Here is a 21,940-nt window from a genome sequence, read left to right as displayed (position 1 = left end):
ATTAGTGCGCTCCTTCCATGACCTGGGCGTAGGTGGCATCCCAGACGCCGGGCTCGTTGAAGTCCACCTGCTCACGTTCGGCCTCTTCCATGGCCTGCTTCATGGCCAAATAACGACGGGGTACCAGATGGGTGAACCGGGCCAGCGCGTTTGGCCAGTCCGCGAGCAGGGTGGCTGCAGCCTTTGAGCCAGTCAGCCGGACATGCTCCGCTATCAGTTCCTTGAGCATGGCTGCCTGGTCCTGGTCGGGCTCCAGGGCCAGCAGGGAGCCGTCATTCCAGGCTTCAGGATTGAGACGGGAGGTATCCATATCCAGCAGGTAGACATCCCCTCCCGAGAAGCCAGCGCCGAAGTTGCGTCCAGTGGAACCCAGAACCACCACCAGGCCACCGGTCATGTACTCGCAACCGTGGTCGCCCAGACCCTCGACCACGAAGCGGCCGCCACCGTTGCGCACGGCAAAGCGCTCCCCGGCCCGTCCAGCCACGAACATATCGCCTGAGGTGGCACCGAATCCTGCCACGTTGCCGCAGATGACGGTCTCGTGAGGATCGAAGCGAACTCCCTGGGCAGCGTGGAGGACCAGACGGCCGCCGGACAGGCCCTTGCCTGCATAGTCGTTGGCCTCACCGATCACCCGAATGGTCTCGCCTCTAGGAATGAAGGCACCCAGGGACTGTCCGGCAGAACCTGTCAGCGTGATGTCCACGGTGTTCGGGGGCAGGCCGGCCGCACCGTATTTGCGGGTGATTCTGTAGCCCAGCATGGTACCTACGCTCCGGTTGACGTTGCGCACGGTTCCCCTGATGGCCACCGGCCGACCCTCGTCCAAGGCGTCGATGGCCTGATTGATCAGATCCACATCCAGTGACTTGTCCAGCTCGTGGTCCTGGGCCTGAGTGTGGTGCAGCACAGTGCCCGGAGTGGGGCCCGGCTTGCGCAGAATGGCATTTAGGTCGATGCCCTGGCTCTTCCAGGTCTGCACAGAGGGGTCCCGGCGCAGGCACTCCACGTGACCGACTGCCTCCTCCAGGCTGGCGAAGCCCAAGGAGGCCAGAATTTCCCGCACCTGGCGAGCCATGAACATGAAGAAGTTGATCAGATCCTCGGGCCGACCGGTGAAGCGGGAGCGCAGCTCCGGATCCTGGGTGGCTATGCCCTGGGGGCAGGTGTTCTTATGGCAGGCCCGCATCATGACGCAGCCCTCCACCTGGAGCGCCGTGGTGGCGAAACCGAACTCCTCGGCACCCAGCAGAGCGGCTATGACAACGTCGCGGCCGGTTTTGAGCTCCCCGTCGCACTGGACCACAATCCGCGAGCGCAGGTCGTTCATGACCAGGGTCTGCTGGGTCTCGGCCAGGCCCAGCTCCCAGGGGGTGCCCGCGTGCTTGATGGCATTGAGGGGCGCCGCTCCCGTTCCACCGTCCTGGCCGGAGATGAGGACCACGTCGGCATGGCATTTGGCCACGCCTGCGGCCACGGTTCCCACCCCGTGCTCGGAGACCAGCTTGACGTGGATGCGAGCCCGCGGGTTGGCCATCTTCAGGTCATGGATGAGCTGTTTGAGATCCTCGATGGAATAGATGTCATGGTGGGGCGGAGGGGAGATGAGCTCGACCCCAGGTGTGGAGCGCCTGACCTGGGCGATCCAGGGGGGAACCTTGGCGCCGGGAAGGTGGCCACCCTCCCCCGGCTTGGCTCCCTGGGCCAACTTGATCTGCAGGTCGGTGGCCGAAACCAGATAGTCGCTGGTGACCCCGAATCGGGCCGAGGCCACCTGCTTGATGCGGCTGGTTCGGGCCGGGTCTGCGATTCGATCCGGGGACTCGCCACCTTCGCCCGAGTTGGACCTGGCCCCGAGCCGATTCATGGCCACTGCCATGGTCTCATGGGCTTCTTGGGAGATGGACCCGTAGCTCATGGCTCCAGTGGAGAAGCGGGTGACGATGGACTCGGCGGCCTCCACCTGGTCCAGCGGTATGGGCGCCCTGTCGGAGTGCAGCTCCATGAGGCCGCGCAGGGTCATGCCCTGCTTGACCGCCGCGTTCACATGGTCGGTGTAGGCCCTGAAGAGCCCGTAGTCCCCTCGTTTGGTGGACTGCTGAAGCAGGAAGATGGACTCTGGGTCGTTCAGGTGGTCCTCGCCGGTGCGGCGCCAGTGGTAGTTGCCGCCTGTTTCCAGATCATGCCCGGAGCCAGCGGTCCACTCAATGGGATAGGCCACCCGATGGCGCTGGGCCACCTCGGCAGCGATCTCATCCAGGCCTATGCCGCCCACCAGGGAGGTAGTGCCCGTGAACCAGCGGTCGATGACCTCCCGACTGAGTCCGACGGCCTCGAAGAGCTGGGAGCCGCGGTAGGACATGATGGTGCTCACGCCCATCTTGCTCATAATTTTGAGGACCCCGGTGCTCAAAGCCCGGACCAGGTTGTTGGAGGCCTTTTTGGCATCCACATGCAAGTCCCCGCTGTTGGCCAGATTCTCCACAGACTCCAGAGCCAGGTAGGGATTGACGCAGGCTGCGCCATAGGCAATCAGCAGGGCCACGTGGTGGACCTCGCGCACGTCGCCGGCCTCCACCGCCAGGGAGACCTGGGTACGCGTGTGCTGACGAAGCAGGTGGTGCTGTACGGCCCCGGTTAGCAGCAGGGAGGGTATGGGTCCCCAAATGTGGTTGGAGTCCCGGTCGGACAGGACAAGCACGTTGCAGCCCTCCTCGATGGCCTGATCCACCTCCTTTTCGATGGCTTCCAGACGCTCCTCAAGCGCCTTGCCGCCTCCGGCCACCTGGTAGAGGCCGCGGATCAGACGGGGGCGGAAGCGGCCTTCCAGGACCGGCGCCCGGTCCAGACGCTTGATCTGCGCCATCTGGACGGAGTTCACCACTGGCAGGTCGATGTGAATCTTCCAAGCGTGCTCGGGGGTGTCTTCCAAAAGATTGGGCTCGGGCCCGATGGCTGAAGCGATGCTGGTCACCAGCTCTTCGCGCTCCCAGTCCAGGGGCGGATTGGTGACCTGGGCAAACTTCTGGGTGAAGTAGTCGAAGAGCATACAGGACCGGCGTGAGAGCACGGCGATGGGCGCGTCATTGCCCATTGAGCCGATGGGCTCACTGCCGGTTTCGGCCATGGGCCCCAACAGCATGGTCAGGTCCTCCCGGGTGTAGCCGAAGGCCTGCTGCCGACGGTGGACCGAGATGCGCGAGTAATTGACATGCTCTCGCTCGGGCAGATCGTCCAGGCGGACGGTGCGCTCGGAAATCCACTTCCTGTAGGGGTGCAGACCGGCCAGCTGGCGCTTGATCTCGCCGTCGGGCACTATCCGGCCCTCTTTGGTGTCGGCCAGGAACATGCGCCCCGGCTCCAGCCTGCCCTTGGAGACGATGGACTCCTGGGGCGTGTCCTCTAGGACACCGGCCTCCGAGGCCAGGACCAGGTGGCCGTCATCGGTCAGCTGCCAGCGGCCAGGGCGCAGGCCATTGCGGTCCAGCTGGGCACCCACCAGGGTTCCGTCGGTGAATACGATGGCCGCCGGGCCGTCCCAGGGCTCGATCAGGGTGTCGTTGTACTCGTAGAAGGCCTTCAGATCCGGGTCCATGTCCGGATCCTGCTGCCAGGCCGGAGGCATCATCATGGAGACGGCGTGGGGCAAGGACCGACCCGCCAGGTGGAGCAGTTCCAGGGTCTCGTCGAAGGTGCCCGAGTCCGAGGCTCCCGGGGTGTTGACCGGCAGCAGCGGGGCCATATCGCCCAGCAACTCTGAGCTCAGCATTCCTTCCCGGGCTGACATCCAGTTGCGGTTGCCCTGAATGGTGTTGATCTCCCCGTTGTGGGCGATCATCCTGAAGGGCTGGGCCAAGGGCCAGGATGGGAAGGTATTGGTTGAGAAGCGGGAATGGACGATGGCCAGGCGGGCCTTCATGGCCGGATCACTCAGGTCCGGGAAGAATCCCTGTAGCTGCTTGGTGGTCAGCATGCCCTTGTAGGTGATGGTTCGGCAGGACAGGGAGGCAAAGTAGACACCCAGCTCGTGCTCGGCGCGCTTACGAACCCGGTAGCCCAGCCGCTCCAGATCCAGATCTCCACGGCCCTCAGGACCGGCGTCACACATGATGGGCATGAGGAAGCGGGGCATGGAGGCCAGAGCCTGCAGACCCAATCCGTCCGGATCGGTGGGTACTGACCGCCAGGCCAGGACGCGCAGCCCCTCCTGGCCGGCAATGGAGGCGATGGCCTCCTCCTGGCCGGCAGCCTGAGCCGGATCCCTGTCCAGGAAGGCCATGCCTGCCAGATAGTGGCCGGCTTCAGGCAGATCTCGGTAGACGCGGGTGCGCATGAACTCGTCAGGCATGGAGAGCATGATGCCGGCCCCATCGCCGGTGTTGGGCTCGGCTCCCACGGCCCCTCGGTGGTCCAGGTTGACCAGTACGCGGATGCCCTGCTCGACGATCAGTCTTTCGTCCCGTCGGTTGAGGGTGGCCACCATGCCGAAACCGCAGGCATCGTGTTCCGTATCAGGGTCATAGAGCCCTTGCGGGCCGTGAACGTGCAGATCGAGAGGGGCCGTGAATGACACTGCAATCACCTCATTCGTGGACGGGGGCGGGGCCGGCATGCTCCGCCTTTGAGGAGCCTTGTCAATGGTGAATCAACAGAATAATGCATCCTCAGGTGACATCCGTGTAACGTTCCGCAGTGACTAACGAATTCCTACCGCCTCCAGGACCTGATCGATGACCAGATCGTTGAGCAGGCGGCCCCGGCGGGTCACCTGGATTCTGTCACGCACGGGCAGCAGGAGCCCCTGGTCGACCAGATCCTTGAGGATCTGCGGGTCCGGTGGACGACCTGCCATCTTGGTCAGTCGATCCATTCCTAGGCCTTCTGGCAGACGCAAGGCCAACATGACTGTCTCCTCCAGGTCCTGCCTCCATCCCAGAAGCTCGGCATCCTGCCAGGGCACATGTCCTGCATCCATAGCGGTGGCCCAGTCCCTGGGGTGGGCAATGTCCCAGGAACGAATGGCACGGGCACGCCGTTCCCCCAGACCGGGCTCCGGCGAAAGCCACCAGCGTACCCCAGGATCGGCCTCTTGAGCTGCTGCTTTTCCAGTGGCCCTGAACCCGGGAGAAACGGAGGAGACGGGCTCCGGTTCCCGGGCTTCTTCCACCGGTGCCACGCCTGTACCCTCCCCTTCCAGAGCACGATAGTGGGAGTGGGCGCCAGGCCCGATGCCGGCCCAGTCCACGTTGTGCCAGTAGCCTAGGTTGTGACGGCTCTCCTGGCCGGGGCGGGCCCAGTTTGAGATCTCGTACCAGTAGAGGCCCGCCTTGGAGAGCATGTCGTCGGCCATCTCGTACTTGGCCGCCTCGTCATCGTCATCGGGCGCGGGCAGTTGACCCCGGCGCACAGCTCGGCCCATCTTGGTGGTCGGTTCCAGGGTCAGGGCATAGGCAGAGACATGGTCCACGCCCAGGTTCAGGGCCGCCTGCAGGCTGGTCCGCCAATCCTCGAGCCGCTCCCCTGGCGTGCCGTAGATCAGATCCACGCTGGCCCTAAGCCCCAAATCCTGGGCAGCGGCCACGTCATTGGTCACATTGGCCGGGGTATGGGTACGATCCAGGGTTGCCAGGACGCTGGGCACCGCTGACTGCATACCGAAAGAAACGCGATTGATGCCGCCCCGGAGTAACTGCTTCAGGTAGGTCCGATCCACAGTGTCGGGATTGGCCTCGGTGGTGATCTCGGCCCCGGAGGACAGGCCCCAGAGGTCGGCTACGGCCTCGACCATGCGCACTAGATCCTGGGCCGGCAGAATGGTCGGGGTACCTCCACCGAAGAAGATGGTGGACACGGGCGGCTCTATCAGCCCCCTAGAGGTCTGCCAGTCGCGGACCATGCGCATCTCCTGGATGGCCAGGTCGGCGTAGTGCTCTCGGCTGGCGCCCTCGCCCAGGTCCCGGGCTGTGTAGGTGTTGAAGTCGCAATAGCCGCAGCGGCGCATGCAGAAGGGCACATGGATGTAGACCTGGTAGGATCCCACCCCTTCAGCCCTCCTTCTTGGCGGCGGCCCGGATCTTGTCCTTGGTGTCCCGATCCTGGGTCTGGCCAGTGCTCAGGGCGGCGATGAAGGCCTCCTGGGGCACTTCGACATGTCCCAGCATCTTCATGCGCTTCTTGCCGGCCTTCTGCTTCTCCAGCAGCTTGCGTTTGCGGGTGATGTCGCCCCCGTAGCACTTGGCCAGCACGTCCTTGCGCAAGGCGCTGATGGTCTCCCGGGCGATGATCCGGGATCCTATGGCCGCCTGTATGGGGATCTCGAACTGCTGGCGGGGAATCAGCTTGCGCAGCTTCTTGGTCATCATCACCCCATAGGCGTAGGCCTTGTCCTTGTGGACGATGGCCGAGAAAGCGTCGATCTTCTCCCCCTGGATGAGGATGTCCACCTTGACCAGGTCAGCGGACTGCGCGCCGTCGGGCTGGTAGTCCAAGCTGGCGTAGCCCTTGGTCCGGCTCTTCAGCTGGTCGAAGAAGTCGAAGACTATCTCGGCCAGGGGCATCTTGTAGTGCATCTCGACGCGCTCGGGGCTCAGGTACTCCATGGTCCCCATCTGCCCGCGATGGTCCTGGCAGAGCTCCATGACCGGTCCGATGAACTCCTTGGGGGTGATGATATCGGCGCTGACAACGGGTTCCAGAATCTGACGAACCTTGCCATCGGGGAACTCGCTGGGGTTGGTCACCGTGTGCTCGCTGCCGTCCTCCATGGTGACCTGATAGGTAACGTTGGGGGCCGTAGCGATCAGATCCATGCCGAACTCCCTGCTCAGACGCTCGGTGACGATCTCCATGTGCAACAGCCCAAGGAAGCCACAGCGGAAGCCGAAGCCCAGGGCCACCGAGGTCTCTGGCTCGTAGACCAGGGCCGCATCGTTGAGCTTGAGCTTGTCCAGGGCGTCGCGCAGCTCGGGGAACTGGGCGTTGTCGATGGGGAAGAGCCCGGAATAGACCATGGGCTGGGGATCCTGATAACCGGGCAGGGGCTCCTTGGCCGGGTTGGCCTCGGTGGTGACTGTGTCGCCCACCTTGGACTGGCTGACATCCTTGACACCGGTGATGACGTAGCCGACCTCACCGGCGCCCAGGGCCTTGGTGGGGGTCATGTCGGGGCTGATGACGCCCAACTCGATGGGGTCATGCACGGTCCCCCGGCCCATCATCCGAATCTTCTGGCGCTCCTTGAGTTCGCCGTCCACCATCCTGATATAGGTGACGATTCCCCGGTAGGAGTCATAGACTGAATCGAAAATCAGAGCCCGGGCCGGAGCCTTGGGATCTCCCTTGGGGGCTGGCACTTGATCCACGATCCGGTCCACCAGTTCGCGGATACCTTGGCCGGTCTTGCCCGACACCCGGAGCACCTCGTCCGTGGAGCAACCGATCAGGTTGGCAATCTCCTCGGCATGCTTGTCCGGCTCGGCCGAGGGTAGGTCGATCTTGTTGAGGACAGGGATAATGGTCAGGTCATCCTCCAGGGCCATATACAGGTTGGAGAGGGTCTGCGCCTCAATGCCTTGGGTGGCGTCCACCAGCAGAACCGCGCCCTCGCAGGCTTCCAGGGCCCGGGAGACCTCGTAGGTAAAGTCCACATGACCGGGGGTGTCAATCATTCCCAGGGTGTATTCGATGCCGTCCTTGACCCAGGGCAGGCGAACGGCCTGAGATTTGATGGTGATCCCGCGCTCCTGCTCGATGTCCATCCTGTCTAGGAACCGATCGTGCATCTCGCGCTTGGGCACGATTCCGCTCAGCTGCAGAATCCGGTCGGCCACCGTGGATTTTCCGTGATCGATGTGGGCGATGATGCAGAAGTTGCGGATCAGCGATTGGTCGGTGAATCCTGGTTGGTTCTTGGCTTCCTGCACCGGTCTGCTCTCCTCACACGTACGTCTGGTCTAACGATTCTAGACGATGCCCTGGGCCGAAGCGCCCGCTCCAAGAGGATTCTTCTCCCGGTCGGGTGCTATTATGGTGGGTTGTCTGTACAGATACATTCATCGTTTGGAGCAACATTGGCAAACATCAAGTCGCAGAAGAAGCGGGTCATCACCAACGAAAAGGCGCACCTGCGCAACAAGGAGGTCAAGAGCACAATCAAGACCTCAGTGCGTTCCGTGCGTAATGCCGTGGATGCCGGTGACAAGGAGGCCGCTCAGGCTGCTTACCAGGTGGCCGCCCGCCGTCTGGACAAGGCTGCAGGAAAGGGTGTAATCCACCGCAACCAGGCCGCCAACCGCAAGTCCGGTCTGGCCAACGCCGTCAACGCCCTCTGAACCGGGTGCCCCATAAGGGCCGGTGATCCAAGCGCTTGGATCACCGGCCCTTTTTGGTATCCGAATTCGCATCCGGATTCTCACCGGTATCCTCGTCGGTGTGCTTGATGGTGACGCTGATATTCGACCGGCCGCGCATCAGATGACGGATGGCCCTGGCCAGCTGGGCATCGTTGAGCGGCAGCCGGGCCGAGCGCCGGTCCACTGCTCCAGGCACCAGAATGTCGAATTTCACCGAGATTATGCGCAGGACGACCACCAGGGCCACGATGGCCAGGTCCAGAGCCATGTCGACCCGTGTCGGATAGAGCCCGTGCTGCTGGGCGCGCGTGGAGGCTAGGGTCAGCAGGCAGCCGATCAGGGAAGGCAGCGCATACCAATGCTGGTCCTGGATGACTGCAGGCACTTGGTTGAGAAGGATGTCTCGCAGCAGACCACCTACCAGGGCCGTGGCCATGCCCATAAAGATGGCCGTCATGCCCCCAGTTCCACACATCAAAGCCTTGGCGGTCCCGTTGACAGCGAAAGACCCCAGGGCCATGGCATCGGTGACCAGCATGGACCAGGTCATCCTGCTGATTTCAGGATGAGCGACAGCTACGACCAAGCCGGATGCCAGGGTAACGATGACCGAGCCCTTGTCGGTGATGCCGCTGGGTGGCACCTGACCCAGCAGGACATCACGGACCACCCCGCCGCCCAGGGCGCTGATCCACGAAACCAGCAGAATGGCGATGATGTCATAGCCCTTGCGCACAGCAGCCAGACCGCCTGAAAGACCGCAACTGAGGATGCCCAGGTACTCGATGACCATGAAGATCAGATTCCCCTCCAAGGCCGTCTTCATCCTGCGCCTCTCCTCCCGGAATCGTCCCGCACTCAGGTCTGTCTATAGATTAGCCAAACACACAGCAGAACAGGCCGGTGATGTGCGCAAGGCTACAAACATGAGAGAAAGCGACCCAAGGCGGAATATCACCCTGAAGCCGCTTTCCTTTCAAGACCTATCAGGCAGTAATGGAGTCAGCGCTCAGCAGACCTTCCACATCCAGTCGTGCGGATCCTCGATCTCGCCCAGCTGGATGCCCAGGAGCTCGTTGCGGAAGTCCATAGTAACCTTGCCTGAACCACCATCGGCCACCTCAACGTCGAAGTTCTCAGACTTGAAGCGCCCGATCGGTGTGATGATGGCGGCGGTCCCACAGGCGAACACCTCGGTGACCTCGCCGGAGCGGATGTCATCCAGCAGCGTGTCCAGACGGATCATGGTCTCAACCACGTCACGGCCGTGGTCCTGGGCCAGGGTGATCAGGGAGTTGCGGGTGACGCCGGGCAGAATGGTTCCGGTCAGGCTGGGGGTCTCCAGGTGTCCGTCCTTGTGGACAGTGAACATGTTCATGCCGCCAAGCTCTTCCAGGTAGGTCTTAGTGGCCGCGTCGACGAAGCAGACCTGCTCGCAACCGTGCTCAGCACCGCGGTTCTCACCCAGCAGGGATGCCGCATAGTTGCCGCCGCACTTGGCGAAGCCGGTGCCGCCGGGGCCGGTGCGGAACCACTTGTCTTCCACCCAGATGCTGACCGGCTTGACACCGCCGGCGAAGTAAGGTCCCGAGGGCGAGGCGATGACGCAATAATCCACCGCATGTGGAGCGCGCACACCCAGGAAAGGCTCGGAGGCGAACATATAGGGGCGCATATAGAGCGTATACTCACGACGCTTGGGCACCCAGGCCGCGTCACGGCGGACCAAGGCCGCGACCGATCCCAGGAAGTCATCGGGCTCGAGCGGAGGCAGGGCCAGACGCTTGGCGGAATTGTAGAAGCGCTGAGCATTGGCATCGGGCCGGAAGAGCCAGATGGAGCCGTCGTCATGGTAGTAGGCCTTGAGCCCCTCAAAGGCCTCCTGGGCATAGTGAAGCACCGAGGCGCCCGGATCCAGGCTGAGTGGTCCGTAGGGCTCAACCCTGCGGTCCTTCCAGCCGTCGTTTGAAGTCCATCCCATGTGGGCCATGTTGTCTGAGAAGAGCTGGCCGAAGGCAGGCTTATCAATCAGCCGGGCACGCTCCTCGTCAGAGGCGGGATGATCGTTGGGAATGACCTTGAAAGCGTCCGCCAACTCATTGAGTGCCTTCGGGTCGTGATGTGATTGCTCTGCCATTATCTACCACTTCTTCTTGCTACTGTTTTGGTTGCTCGGGCGCTATGCTTATGGCGATGCCCGGTACCCGAACTATCGCATAGGCAGACCCTGACCCGTTCAGCGTATTTCGCATAGTGACCGTTATAGACAAAAAGGCCGCAGGATCGTGATGATCCCACGGCCTTGCAGATCGAACCTCTTAGTTCACTCGCTCTGTTCGTCGGCCTCCGGGGCAGCTTCCGCCTCGGTCTGTCCGGTTTCCTCGGTGGGGGTCTCCAGGCTCTCCTCCTTGGGGATCTCGACGGAGACGATGGATTCCTCCATATCGTCGATGATCAGCTCGGAGCCTTCGGGCAGCTTGATGTCCTTGGCCAGGATCTTGTCGCCCTCTGCCAGGCCCTCAACACTGATATCGATGCGCTCGGGCAGGTTGGACACGTCGGCCCGGACCTGCAAGTTCTGGGTGTCGACCAAGGCCACGGCAGCGCCCTTGGTCTCGCCGCTGACGAAGACAGGCACCTCCACGGTGACCTTCTCGCCGGCGCGGACCTCATAGAAGTCGATGTGCTCTACCTGGCGCTTGACCGGGTTGCGCTGCACGTCCTTGACCACCGCCGTCTTGGTCTGCCCGCCGAAGCTGATGGAGAAGAGGGCGTTGGCGCGACGCAGGGCTAAAGTTGTCTCGCGCATGGGCAGCTTGATGTAGTCGGGCTGGGCGCCGCCGGCGTAGATGGTGGCGGGGATCTGCTGGGCCACGCGCATGCGGCGTGCCGCCCCCTTGCCAAATTGGTCGCGGACTTCGCCCTCGAGCTTAATTGTGTTAGCCATGTTGGCTTCCTTCCTTGAGTGGTTCCTCAAGACCGACCTGGGCCGGTCCTGGCGCATCGCCGCGTCGGATTCCGGACCGCCCAAAAGGAAAGGCCGCCGATGATCCAGCCGAGTCGATAACGGAGGCCGTGAAAGCCTCCCTCGCCAAAGCAACGTGCCTACTTTAGCACCGGGCCCGCCCTTCTCCAAGTAAACGGCTATTCTGGACATATCCCGCGATTATTGAAGGAGACAACGTGTCGTTACTAGCATCGGTCAAATCTTTTGTGGCACACCAGGTGGGTCATGGGGAGGGACCGACCGGCGAGGAGGCCGCGGATCCATCAGGTGCCGCCCAGGAAGCCCTCGCCCTGCCCAATACGCATTTCTGGTCAGCTGACTACGCCACCACCACGCGCATGGATCCAGCCTCGGGACTGCTTTCAGCCACCACCGCCGGTATGGGTCCAGTGCCAGACGACATGACCGTCTACGACATCTACGCTGATCGGGCCCGCCGCACTCCTGACCAGCCGGTTCTGCACTTTGTGGAGAACGGCAGCTGGACCTACCGGACCGGCCGAGAGATTCTGCACGACATCAGGACCACCGCTAAGGGCTTCATGCACTACGGGCTGAAGAAGGGCGATGCCGTGGCCTTCATGTGCAGGACAAGCTATGAGTGGGACATCGTGGATGCCGCGGTCCTCTCCATTGGCGGGGTCATCGCCACCATCTACGACACCGACTCGGCCGAGCAAATCCGATTCATCGTCAACAACTCCGATGCCAGGCTATTGGTGGTGCAGACCACAGAGATGCGCGCCAAGGCCGAGGGGGCTGACAAGGAGTGCCCCACCCTGGATCGGATCGCCTGCCTGGAATCCGGGGCCCTGCAGGAACTGCAGGCCTATGGGGAATCGGTCAGCGACGCCGAGCTTGACGAGCGGATCAACTCCATCCACAAGACCGACCTCTGCTCCATCGTCTACACCTCTGGTTCCACTGCGGCGCCCAAGGGCGTGGAGATGACCCATGAGCACTACTGCCAGCTGGCCAGAAACCTGAACGCTTTCATTCCCAATCTGACCCACGACCCGGATGGATCCATCCTGCTCTTCCTGCCCCAAGCCCACACGTTTGCTCGGGCCATCAGCTACGGGGTCGTCTACGGGACCATGCACGTCTACATCTCCTCTGGTCTGGCTACCCTGCTGTCCGATCTGCAGGAGTCCAAGCCAACGGTCATCATCGGCGTGCCCAGGGTCTTCGAGAAGGTCTACAACGCCGCATCCCAGAAGGCCGGGCACGGCATCAAGGGCAGGATCTTCAACGGGGCGGCCCGGGCTGCACGCACATACATGGAGGACATCTCCCGTCAGGGATGGCCGACCAGGCGCAGCGCCCTGCGGAGAGCCGTATATGACCCGCTGGTCTATTCTTCTCTGCGCCAGGTGCTGGGCGGGCGGGCCAAGTGGATTGTCTCCGGAGGAGCTCCCCTGGACCCGGAGCTGCTGGGGTTCTTCCGCGGCGCCAATGTTCCGGTCTATGAGGGCTACGGCCTGACCGAGACCACTGCACCCTGCGCCTTCAACCCCCTGGGCACCCCCTACCACCGGGGCTCGGTGGGCATCCCCTTCCCAGGATTCACCATCCGCATCGCCTCGGACAGCGAGGTGCAGATCAAGGGCATCTGTGTATTCCACCGCTACCACAAGAATGAGGAGGCCACCCGCGATTCCTTCACAGAGGACGGCTGGTACGCCACCGGCGACCTGGGACGGCTCTCCCGAGACGGGTTCCTCTTCCTGACCGGGCGCAAGAAGGACCTGATCATCACGGCCGGCGGCAAGAACGTCTCCCCCAGGCCCATCGAGGAGGTCATCGAGCGCTCCGAAATTGTCTCCCAGGCCCTGGTTCTGGGCGACAAGCGCCCCTTCATCTCAGCCCTGGTCACCCTGAACGAAACAGCCCTGCGTCCCTGGCTGGCCTCCAAGGGTCTGGATCGCAACATGTCCCTTCAGGAGGCAGCACAGAACGCTGTGGTCCGGGCCGAGGTCCAGGAGTATGTGGACCGGGCCAACGAGGGCGTCTCCCGGGCCGAGTCGGTGCGCAAGTTTATCATCCTGCCCGAGGAGTTCACCCAGGACAATGGTCTGATGACACCATCCATGAAGGTGATTCGGCCCAAGGTCATCGAGCGCTACGCTGACCTGCTGAACACCCGGATGTATACGGCCAAGCGCACCCCGGCACCCCGCCGCTGAACACGATCAGAACCCCAGGCGCTCCAACTGCTTGGGGTCAGTCTGCCAGTTGCGGGCGACCTTGACGTGCAAATCCAACCGGACCTTGCGACCCATGGTCCGGTTGACGGCGGTGCGCAACTTCTTCTTCACGCGCACCAGGTGCTCAGCCCCCCGCCCGATGACGATGGGCTTCTGGGAGTCACGCTCTACATAAATGCCTATATGGACCGTGTCGCGCCCGCCCTCTGGATCCGGATCGATTGACTCCACACGAACTGCCAGGGAGTGGGGCAGCTCGTCGTTGAGCTCCTCCAGGTAGGCTCCGCGAACCAGCTCAGCAATCATGTCCTCGGGACGCTCCTCGGTCAGCTGGTCGTCAGGGTAGAGCTGAGGGCCTTCGGGCATGACATCCATTAGAACCTTGGCCACCTCGTCCACGTTGTCAGCCTCCAGGGCGCTGACCGGAACAATCTGGGAGAAGTCGGCGAAGGCCCCGATCTGCAGGAGCTTGTCCACCAGCTGGCTTTTGCTCAGCTGGTCGATCTTCGTCACTACGGCGATCAGAGGCTTTCGCCAAATCCACTTGCCGTCCTTGTCCTTATGGGCGAAATCGGACCGCAACCGGCTGAGAATGCGACGGTCGCCTGGACCGATGGCCTGGTCTGCGGGCAGCAGGAACGCAATGGCATCCACGTCCGACAGGGATGCCTCCACCACGTCGTTGAGCCGTTGGCCCAACAAGGTACGCGGGCGATGGATGCCTGGGGTGTCCACCAAGACCACCTGGGCCTCTGGGCGGGTCATTATCCCCCGAATGGCCTTGCGGGTAGTCTCTGGCCTTGAGGAAGCTATGGCGATGGGCCTGCCTACCAGGGCGTTCATGAGCGTGGACTTGCCCACATTGGGTCGGCCCACTACCGCCACGAAACCCGATCGGTGGACCGGTGCCTTGCCCTCGCTCTGTTCTTCCTTGGTCATGAATTCTCCTGACTGTCCTGCTCGGATTGATCCCTGTCGGCCTGTTCGTCTCCTTGCTCAGCACCGTCTTCCAGGTCCAGGGCGATGTTGGATCCGTTGGCTGGCTCGACCACGATGGTGGCGATCTTCTTGCGACGGCCGACCGCCTCGCCGGCGGTCAATCTTATTCCTCGGGTCACCGCCGATGAGCCTGAAACTGGCACGGAGCCCAGCAGCTTGGTCAACAAACCGTAGACCGTATCTACGTCATCTTCATCAATGGTGATCTCGTAGAGCTCCTCCAGGTCGGCGATAGGCGTGCGGACCGGCAGCTGCCAAGTATGCGGGCCGATCTGCTTGGGCTCGTCGTGCTGGACCCGGTCGTGCTCATCCTCCAGCTCGCCCACGATCTGCTCGATGGCATCCTCAATGGTGACCAAACCGGCTATGCCCCCGTACTCGTCCACAACCACAGCCAGGTGGTGGCGTGAGCGTTGCATGTAGTGGAAGAGGTCGTCCACGGGCTTGGACTCTGGCACCAGAACGGGACGACGGATGATGGAGGCAACTGATCTGTCACCCTTGCGGTTGAAGGCCAGGGCACGGACCACGTCCTTCAAATAGACGATACCGACCAGGTCATCCACGTCTTCACCAATGGCGGGAATACGGGAGAATCCCGACCGGGAGAAGAGCTTCAGAGCCGAATCCAAACTGGCATCCTTGGAGATGCAGATCATGTCGGTGCGAGGAACCATGATTTCGCGTGTCAGCGTAGTCGATAGTGTCAGCACATTCTTCAACATCTCGGAGATCTCGGGATCAAAGGCACCGGCCTCCACCAGCTGGTCGACCATGGCCCGACCCTGTTCGATCTGGATCTTCTCCAGTTCCTCGTCGTCGGAAAGTTCGCCGCGAAGGTTTTTGCGGGCACTGGCTTCAGCCTGCCGTCGACGCTTGAAGGGGGTCAACAGAACAGCCATCCCGACCAGGCGCACGTGTTTGAGCAACGCTTCCATGGGCTGACGGGAACGACCACGAGGGCCCAGGGTGACGGAGATGGCAGCCACCAGGATGGCCATGACCACTCCGCACAGCAGCTGCTCCCAGAGAGGCATGCCACCAAGAGCAGCCATGCAGGCCACCAGGACGCCGACCATGATGTCACAGATGATGCGGAAAAAGGCACAGGCGCTTCCAGTCACCTGCCGCTGGGAGATTAGGTTCTGGGCCCGATGAATGCGGTCGATTCGCTTCATCCTGGAGAACTGGCTGAGTTCCTGGTCGGTCTGCAGGCCCAAAATCAAATTGTTGAGACTGGATCGGGTCACTCTGTTGAGCGCCCCCTGGGCCTCGGCCAGCGCCAGGGAGAGTATGACCAAGGCGATGATGGCCAAAGCCATGACCACCATGGCGGCTATGGTCCGCTCATTCATGAGATTTGCCTCTCTGAGAGGCACCACGGCCGTACCGCTCATAGATCTCCAAAGCATTGGTGGCTCCGGCCGGCAGCGCGGCATTCGCAATGGGCCCCTGGCGCAAGGCCAGGAAGGTCAGCAGCAGCTGGCGCTGCAGTCCGAACATCTGCGCCTCCTGCTCCCTGCTGGCGTGGTCGTATCCAAGCAGATGCAGGGTGCCGTGAATCGCCAGCAGCAGCATCTCCTCCATGGTGGAATGACCGGCAGCCAGAGCCTGCTGTGCCGCCACCCAGGGGCAGATGACGATGTCGCCCAGGATGCCCTCCTGCCGATGGTTCTCGTCGCCGGGACGCAGCTCGTCCATAGGGAAGCTCATGACATCAGTAGGGCCGACCAGGTTCATCCAGCGCTCGTGCAGCACCGCCATGGGCTCGGGATCGTTGAAGATGATAGTCATGTCAGACTGGGTGCTCACCCGCATCTGGTCCAGCACCCACACTCCCAGATCGGAGAAGGTTTTGGCATCGATCAGCCATTGGGTCTCGTTGGTCACTTCAACGCTCATGCCTGCTCCCGTCTCCGGCTGCGGGCTTGATCGGCGCGGTCGTAGGCCCGGACAATCTGCCCGACCAGCCGATTGCGCACCACATCGGCCGCCTGCAGGTGCACGAAGGCAATATCGTCGATGCCGTGCAGAACCTGTTCGATAGTGGCCAGACCAGATGCAGGCCCACCCAAATCCACCTGGGTGACGTCGCCGGTGATGACCATCTTGGTGTTGAAACCCAGGCGGGTCAAGAACATCTTCATCTGCCTGCGGGTGGTGTTCTGCGCTTCGTCCAGGATGACGAAGGCATCGTTCAGGGTGCGCCCCCGCATGTAGGCCAGCGGGGCCACTTCAATGGTCTCATCGGCCAGAAGGCGGTGGAGCCGCGAAGTGCCCAGCATGTCGGCCAGGGCATCGTAGAGGGGCCGCAGATAGGGGTCGACCTTCTCATTGAGGGTGCCAGGCAGAAAGCCCAGGCTCTCTCCCGCCTCCACAGCAGGCCGGGTCAGGATGATGCGGCCGATGCGGCCGGCCCGGAATTCCTGAACGGCCTTGGCCACTGCCAAATAGGTCTTGCCGGTGCCGGCCGGACCAATGCCGAAAGTGATGGTATGCGTTTCAATGGCGGCCACATAGGCGGACTGGCCAGCGGTCTTGGGCCTGATCGGACCCTTGGAAGCCTGGGTCAGAGGGCGGCGGCGAACTGCAGCTGGGGCTGCCTGACGTGGTTGGTCAATGCCTTCCAGAGCGTTGTTCCGCTCCGACTCTGCCATAGCTGTCTGCCCATAATCGCGGTCTACAGAAGTATGGTTTATCGTATTGCGATCCTGAGTATTGCGGTCTGTAATTTTCTGCTCTTCCGGATGGGAGTAATCGGCTGCGTCGGCGTTCCCCAAACGACGGTGGTCCAGTATTCGCCCCACCTGATCGGCATCCACGGGAACCTGATCGGCGTTCTGCATGAGTTCGGTCAGTAGATCCCTGATCTGTGCCGCCTCAACGTCGCCCTGCCGGTCCTGAGCCCGCAGCATAATCCGGTTGCCACGAACCAGGATAGACACTGCCGGGAAGGCATGCTCGATCCTGTCAATGACTGCGTCTTCCGGCCCCAACACCTGAACCGGGTCGATTCCCTCCGGAATCTCCAGGGTTCGCGTAGTTACCGCCACGGATTCCCTTCCTGCACGATGACGATGGTGAACATGGGCTTCACTCGGGCAGCACCTGTCCGGTCAGGACGTGGGCGTGGACATGAAAGACCGATTGGCCGGCATCCTCCCCCGTGTTGAAGATCAGCCGGTAGGCTCCGTGGAAATCCTGGTCGGCGATCTGCTGCGCCACCTGGACGATGTGGGCCAGGGTGTTGGGATCGGCCTTGGCCAATTCAGCCACGGACGCGTAGTGGTGACGCGGGACGATCAGGACATGGACGGCGGCCTTGGGGTTGGCATCCTTGAAAGCGTAGACGGTCTCATCCTCATAGACCTTTTCACTGGGGACCTCCCCTGCCACGATTTTGCAGAAAATGCAGTCCTCCTGTCGATCGTCATCGCTCATGACCACTCCTTACCGTTTGCCGACATGGCTTTTTGGCGTTTTCGCTGTTACCCATCTTATTGTCGAGGTCGTATATTGCGCGCGACTTCATGCGCTGAGCTCAGGGGCTTCTGACTGCCAACGACCCAGCATGTCCGCCAGAAGGGTCAAGGCCACAGGTCCGGCCAAAGCGGCACGGAGGATGTTGCCCCCCAGCCGGACCGGTAGGGCCCCCTGCCTCATCATGCCCTGAATCTCCTGATCGGCAATGCCTCCTTCGGGCCCCACAACTATGGCAACCGACGAGCCCGACGGCAGCTTATTTACGCGTTTGCGGACCGCATCCCATCCAAGGTCGGCATCCTGGTGCAGTACCAGGACCAGACGTCCCTGATCGGTCGCCTTCCGGCACCAAGATGCGAGACCATGACTGTCCACCTTGTCCAGCAGTCGAGGACGGTAGGACCTTCGGCTCTGTTCGGTAGCCGCGTCCAAGGTGGTCTGCCAGTGCCGGTCGTTGCGGCCGGGCCGCCATTTGGCTATGGACCGGTCAGCCTGCCAGGGCATGACCTGATCCACCCCGATCTGGGTAGCCATGTCGATGGCCTGCTCGTCCCTACCGCCCTTAGCCAGAGCCTGAACAAGAATCAATTCCTTCTCGGGAGGTGCCTGGCGTCCTACAGTGGTGACCTCCACCAAGCCGGTCGATGCATCCCTGACCAGGGCGCTGATGCGCAGTCCATCTCCGTCTGAAAGATCCAGCTGGTCCCCGTTCTTCAGCCTCATGGAGCCCAGGGCATGGCGACGGATGTGCTCGGGCAGGGTCAGGCGCCAGCCTGTATGGAGCTCATCACTGGCCAATGGGGAATCATCATGGTCGGGATCCAGCAGGAAGAGGGGTGCGGTCATGGTGTTAGGCTACAGCCCGCTGCCGAAAAGCACTCGCCTACGACGACACGCTCCCCCAATCGACCAGTGCGCAATGCCGCCTGAGATGCTATGATTATTTCCGTTGCGATTACGCACCTGTCCGGGTGGCGGAATGGTAGACGCGCTAGCTTGAGGTGCTAGTGCCTATATATATACAGGCGTACGGGTTCAACTCCCGTTCCGGACACTCGATTCCACGTCGTTGGTGACTGCTGAGGTTCGTATCTTTTCTAATTTATATATTTGCTGAGAATCAGTGTCACATATAGAATTCGTAAATCCATGTATGGCTGGAATCGTGGCTTTGATTCAGGCAGCTGATCCATACGGCTCTTTTTGACTTGTCGTCTGACTTCTTCACCGAAATGATCAAGACTTGGTTTTCGGTCGCGCCGCCTATGCTGTTGTCAGAACCAGAAGGAGGTATGGCAGGCGTGCTGAAGGTGAGAATCGACTCCATCGAGGACGACAGAATCGAGGCCTACACCAGGCTGACCGAGCCGCAGTTGCGCAATCGTCTGGAACCAGCCAAGGGTCTGTTCATCGCCGAGTCCCCCAAGGTCATCGCCCGTGCCCTGGATGCCGGGGTTGAGCCCATTTCCTTCCTGGTCGAGGAGCCTTGGCTTGAGGGAATGAGCTCCATGTTCGACCAGGTGGACGCAGCCTTTGGACCCAACGTTCCCATCTACGTGGCCAGTCCTGCTCAGCTCAAGACCATAACCGGGTACCGGCTGCATCGGGGCGCGCTGGCCGCCATGCGACGCTGGCCTCTGCCTACAGTAGAGCAGATCTGCCGCTCGGCAAAGCGGGTGGCCGTCATGGAGAACATCGTTGATCACACCAACATCGGCGCCCTGATGCGTTCTGCGGCAGCCCTGCAGGTGGATGCGGTCCTGGTCACCCCCTCCTGCTCCGATCCCCTTTACCGCAGGGCCGCACGGGTCTCAATGGGCACGGTCTTTCAGGTTCCCTGGACCAGGATTGGCGGCGACGACGTCCACGCCTGGCCCAACCAAGGCATGCGCCAACTCCATGATCTCGGCTTCACCACGGCGGCCATGGCCCTGAACCGGGATGCCATCAGCCTGGATGAATTGGCTGAACGCCTAGGACCAGGGACTGACCAGATCGATCGCCTGGCCCTGATATTCGGTACCGAAGGCGACGGGCTGAGCCACAGGACCATCGCCCGGGCGGACCTGACCGTGCGCATCCCCATGAGCCACGAGGTGGACAGCCTGAATGTAGCAGCCTCAAGTGCCGTGGCCTTTTACGCGACCAGACCCAAGCATGCTGGCTGAACCAAGTCTGGCAACTAAGCCCAGCCAGCCAGTTGAGCTCGTTAACAAACTGACCGAGCCGACCAACTGATCTCTGGCAGCCAACTGATGTCTGGCAACCAACTGAACCCACTAAGCGACTGACTGAGCTTGTAAATCGAGCCCGTACTACATAGCAGATTCATGGTGCCTCAGTCGCTTCACTCCATGGCCGGGTCGAGCACTTAGTACCAGACAATCTTTGACATCAGACGACCCTTGGCATCAGGCGATGCCTGATCACAGACAACATCCGAACATGAGGCGACCAAGGAAAACGGATGACCCTACGCAATCAGCCCTCTTTTGAGACAGCCTGCGAATCCTCATGGATGTAGTCGTCAGGGTCGATGGTCCCCCGCCAGCGGCCGATGGCCTTCAAACCGTGGTACATGATGAGGGTGGCAACCGAGCCGATGGCGATGCCGTTGAAGCTGACTCCGGCCACCGCGAAGGTGAAGTCCGCGATGCCCACGATCATGACGACGGCACCCACAGTCATGTTGACGGACTTGCCGAAGTCCACCTTGTTCTCCACCCAGATACGGATGCCCAGCATGCCGATCATGCCATAGAGCATGGTGGTGACCCCGCCCAGAACGCCGGTGGGAATGGTGTTGATAATGGCCCCGAACTTGGGGCACAGGGAGAGCAGGAAGGCAAAGATGGCGGCACACCAGTAGGCGGCCGTGGAGTAGACCTTGGTGGCGGCCATGACGCCGATGTTCTCTGCGTAAGTAGTGGTGCCCGAGCCTCCACCCAGCCCGGCAAGCGTAGTGCCCAGTCCGTCGGCCATCAGGGCGGTTCCGATCTGATCGTCATAATCTCGGCCGGTCATCAGGGCCACCGACTTGACGTGACCGATGTTCTCGGCCACCAGGACCAGCACCACGGGGATGAACATGGCCAAGACAGATGGGTCGGCCTGAGGAGTGTGGAAGTGAGGTAGACCGAACCAGGCAGCCTTTTCCACAGCAGCGAAGTCCACCTGGCCCTGGGTGACTGCGAAGATGTAGCCGACAATGACGCCCAAAAGGATGTTGAGACGGCCGATCAGGCCCTTGAAGAGGACGGCTATCAGCATAACAGCCACCAGGGTGATCAGGGCGGTCAGCGGGGCCGACTTGAAGTTCTTCCAGGCCGAGGGGGCCAGGTTGAAGCCGATGATGGCGACGATGGCACCGTTGACCACCGGGGGCATAATCATATCGATCCATCGCGAACCTGCGAAGTGGACGATCAGACCAATCAGGAAGAGCAGGGCGCCGGTGACCATGATCCCGAAGGAGGCCACAGCCAGACCCTTGTGGGCGGTGGTCACTGCCAGGACCGGGGCGATGAAGCCGAAGGAGCTGCCCAGGTAGGAGGGCAGACGGTTGCGGTTGATCAGCAGGAAGAGGGCCGTGGACATGGCCGTGAAGAAGAGGGTGGTGGAGGGGTCGAATCCAGTCAGAATGGGAACCAGGAAAGTGGAGCCGAACATGGCAATGACATGCTGCGCACCGATGCCAGCCGTACGTGGCCATGTGAGTCGCTCATCGGGTTCCACCACTTCGCCCGGAGCTAATGTTTTCCCGTCGCCGTGCAGTTTCCAGCCCATGGACAATGCCATTTCACTGTGCTTTCTCTCGTGCGCCGTGCCGGTCACGGCGGACCGGAATCATCAGTATATTCACATGGGAGGACCCGAAACCATCTACCGGG

Annotated in this window: 16 protein-coding genes and 1 tRNA gene; 4 read left to right on the top strand and 13 right to left on the bottom strand. The window is 61.8% G+C overall.

The window, feature by feature from the left end; translation table 11 throughout:
- Nucleotide 1: 1 nt before the first annotated feature.
- The 3 genes from gltB to lepA form a co-directional block, all read right to left on the bottom strand.
- Nucleotides 2-4,576, bottom strand: coding sequence for a glutamate synthase large subunit (gene gltB, locus H3T90_RS00800; RefSeq protein ID WP_198229289.1), 4,575 nt, complete (start codon nt 4,574-4,576; stop codon nt 2-4).
- Nucleotides 4,577-4,699: 123 nt separating this feature from the next.
- On the bottom strand, nt 4,700-6,043 hold the full coding sequence (hemW, locus tag H3T90_RS00795; RefSeq protein ID WP_198229288.1) for a radical SAM family heme chaperone HemW: 1,344 nt from the start codon (nt 6,041-6,043) through the stop codon (nt 4,700-4,702).
- A 4-nt stretch (nt 6,044-6,047) separates the two neighbouring features.
- Nucleotides 6,048-7,925 (bottom strand): translation elongation factor 4, encoded by a 1,878-nt coding sequence (gene lepA, locus H3T90_RS00790; RefSeq protein WP_198229287.1) that lies wholly within the window; start codon nt 7,923-7,925, stop codon nt 6,048-6,050.
- 147 nt (nt 7,926-8,072) lie between these two features.
- Between lepA and rpsT the strand changes: the two genes are divergently transcribed.
- On the top strand, nt 8,073-8,333 hold the full coding sequence (rpsT, locus tag H3T90_RS00785; protein WP_198229286.1) for a 30S ribosomal protein S20: 261 nt from the start codon (nt 8,073-8,075) through the stop codon (nt 8,331-8,333).
- A gap of 40 nt (nt 8,334-8,373) precedes the next feature.
- Here the strand turns inward: rpsT and H3T90_RS00780 are convergent, their stop codons facing one another.
- The 3 genes from H3T90_RS00780 to H3T90_RS00770 form a co-directional block, all read right to left on the bottom strand.
- Nucleotides 8,374-9,180: a trimeric intracellular cation channel family protein gene (locus H3T90_RS00780; protein WP_198229285.1), complete on the bottom strand. Its 807-nt coding sequence runs from the start codon at nt 9,178-9,180 to the stop codon at nt 8,374-8,376.
- 183 nt (nt 9,181-9,363) lie between these two features.
- On the bottom strand, nt 9,364-10,491 hold the full coding sequence (locus H3T90_RS00775) for a branched-chain amino acid aminotransferase (RefSeq protein ID WP_046322956.1): 1,128 nt from the start codon (nt 10,489-10,491) through the stop codon (nt 9,364-9,366).
- Nucleotides 10,492-10,677: 186 nt separating this feature from the next.
- On the bottom strand, nt 10,678-11,301 hold the full coding sequence (locus H3T90_RS00770) for a 50S ribosomal protein L25/general stress protein Ctc (RefSeq protein WP_110425283.1): 624 nt from the start codon (nt 11,299-11,301) through the stop codon (nt 10,678-10,680).
- Between the two features lie 236 nt (nt 11,302-11,537).
- Here H3T90_RS00770 and H3T90_RS00765 point away from each other — a divergent pair, with 236 nt between their 5' ends.
- Nucleotides 11,538-13,547, top strand: coding sequence for an AMP-dependent synthetase/ligase (locus H3T90_RS00765; RefSeq protein WP_046322958.1), 2,010 nt, complete (start codon nt 11,538-11,540; stop codon nt 13,545-13,547).
- 6 nt (nt 13,548-13,553) lie between these two features.
- Here H3T90_RS00765 and era read toward each other — a convergent pair whose 3' ends face one another.
- From era to H3T90_RS00735, 6 genes are all read right to left on the bottom strand, one after another.
- Complete coding sequence (era, locus tag H3T90_RS00760) at nt 13,554-14,507, bottom strand: GTPase Era (RefSeq protein WP_046322959.1); 954 nt, start codon at nt 14,505-14,507, stop codon at nt 13,554-13,556.
- Nucleotides 14,504-15,922 (bottom strand): hemolysin family protein, encoded by a 1,419-nt coding sequence (locus tag H3T90_RS00755; RefSeq protein WP_046322960.1) that lies wholly within the window; start codon nt 15,920-15,922, stop codon nt 14,504-14,506. Before H3T90_RS00755 ends, era begins: the two co-directional genes overlap by 4 nt.
- Entirely contained in the window at nt 15,915-16,469 is a 555-nt protein-coding gene (gene ybeY / locus H3T90_RS00750; protein WP_046322961.1) for an rRNA maturation RNase YbeY, read from the bottom strand. The genes H3T90_RS00755 and ybeY overlap by 8 nt, the downstream gene beginning before the upstream one ends.
- On the bottom strand, nt 16,466-17,620 hold the full coding sequence (locus H3T90_RS00745; protein ID WP_046322962.1) for a PhoH family protein: 1,155 nt from the start codon (nt 17,618-17,620) through the stop codon (nt 16,466-16,468). The genes ybeY and H3T90_RS00745 overlap by 4 nt, the downstream gene beginning before the upstream one ends.
- Before the next feature lie 40 nt (nt 17,621-17,660).
- Nucleotides 17,661-18,008, bottom strand: coding sequence for a histidine triad nucleotide-binding protein (locus H3T90_RS00740; RefSeq protein WP_046322963.1), 348 nt, complete (start codon nt 18,006-18,008; stop codon nt 17,661-17,663).
- A gap of 87 nt (nt 18,009-18,095) precedes the next feature.
- Nucleotides 18,096-18,896, bottom strand: a complete 801-nt coding sequence (locus H3T90_RS00735) for a 16S rRNA (uracil(1498)-N(3))-methyltransferase (protein ID WP_046322964.1) — start codon at nt 18,894-18,896, stop codon at nt 18,096-18,098.
- Nucleotides 18,897-19,015: 119 nt separating this feature from the next.
- Here H3T90_RS00735 and H3T90_RS00730 point away from each other — a divergent pair.
- Together H3T90_RS00730 and H3T90_RS00725 are read left to right on the top strand one after the other, a co-directional pair.
- A tRNA-Leu gene (locus tag H3T90_RS00730) sits at nt 19,016-19,104 on the top strand.
- 238 nt (nt 19,105-19,342) lie between these two features.
- Nucleotides 19,343-20,218, top strand: a complete 876-nt coding sequence (locus H3T90_RS00725; RefSeq protein WP_046322965.1) for a TrmH family RNA methyltransferase — start codon at nt 19,343-19,345, stop codon at nt 20,216-20,218.
- Nucleotides 20,219-20,531: 313 nt separating this feature from the next.
- Here H3T90_RS00725 and H3T90_RS00720 read toward each other — a convergent pair whose 3' ends face one another.
- Nucleotides 20,532-21,848 carry a uracil-xanthine permease family protein gene (locus H3T90_RS00720; protein ID WP_110417249.1) on the bottom strand — a complete coding sequence of 439 codons (1,317 nt, stop codon included), beginning with the start codon at nt 21,846-21,848 and terminating at the stop codon, nt 20,532-20,534.
- Nucleotides 21,849-21,940: the final 92 nt, after the last annotated feature.

It is taken from the genome of Bifidobacterium polysaccharolyticum (assembly GCF_016101585.1).
GTDB classification, from domain to species: Bacteria; Actinomycetota; Actinomycetes; order Actinomycetales; family Bifidobacteriaceae; genus Bombiscardovia; species Bombiscardovia polysaccharolytica.
This window is presented reverse-complemented; position numbering and strand designations above follow the sequence as displayed.

Coding starts and splice junctions, on each gene's coding strand:
- H3T90_RS00775 (WP_046322956.1), bottom strand. CDS start 10,491: ATGGCAGAGCAATCACATCACGACCCGAAGGCACTCAATGAGTTGGCG.
- H3T90_RS00755 (WP_046322960.1), bottom strand. CDS start 15,922: ATGAATGAGCGGACCATAGCCGCCATGGTGGTCATGGCTTTGGCCATC.
- H3T90_RS00720 (WP_110417249.1), bottom strand. CDS start 21,848: ATGGCATTGTCCATGGGCTGGAAACTGCACGGCGACGGGAAAACATTA.
- era (WP_046322959.1), bottom strand. CDS start 14,507: ATGACCAAGGAAGAACAGAGCGAGGGCAAGGCACCGGTCCACCGATCG.
- H3T90_RS00735 (WP_046322964.1), bottom strand. CDS start 18,896: ATGACCGCACCCCTCTTCCTGCTGGATCCCGACCATGATGATTCCCCA.
- H3T90_RS00725 (WP_046322965.1), top strand. CDS start 19,343: ATGGCAGGCGTGCTGAAGGTGAGAATCGACTCCATCGAGGACGACAGA.
- ybeY (WP_046322961.1), bottom strand. CDS start 16,469: ATGAGCGTTGAAGTGACCAACGAGACCCAATGGCTGATCGATGCCAAA.
- H3T90_RS00740 (WP_046322963.1), bottom strand. CDS start 18,008: ATGAGCGATGACGATCGACAGGAGGACTGCATTTTCTGCAAAATCGTG.
- H3T90_RS00770 (WP_110425283.1), bottom strand. CDS start 11,301: ATGGCTAACACAATTAAGCTCGAGGGCGAAGTCCGCGACCAATTTGGC.
- H3T90_RS00780 (WP_198229285.1), bottom strand. CDS start 9,180: ATGAAGACGGCCTTGGAGGGGAATCTGATCTTCATGGTCATCGAGTAC.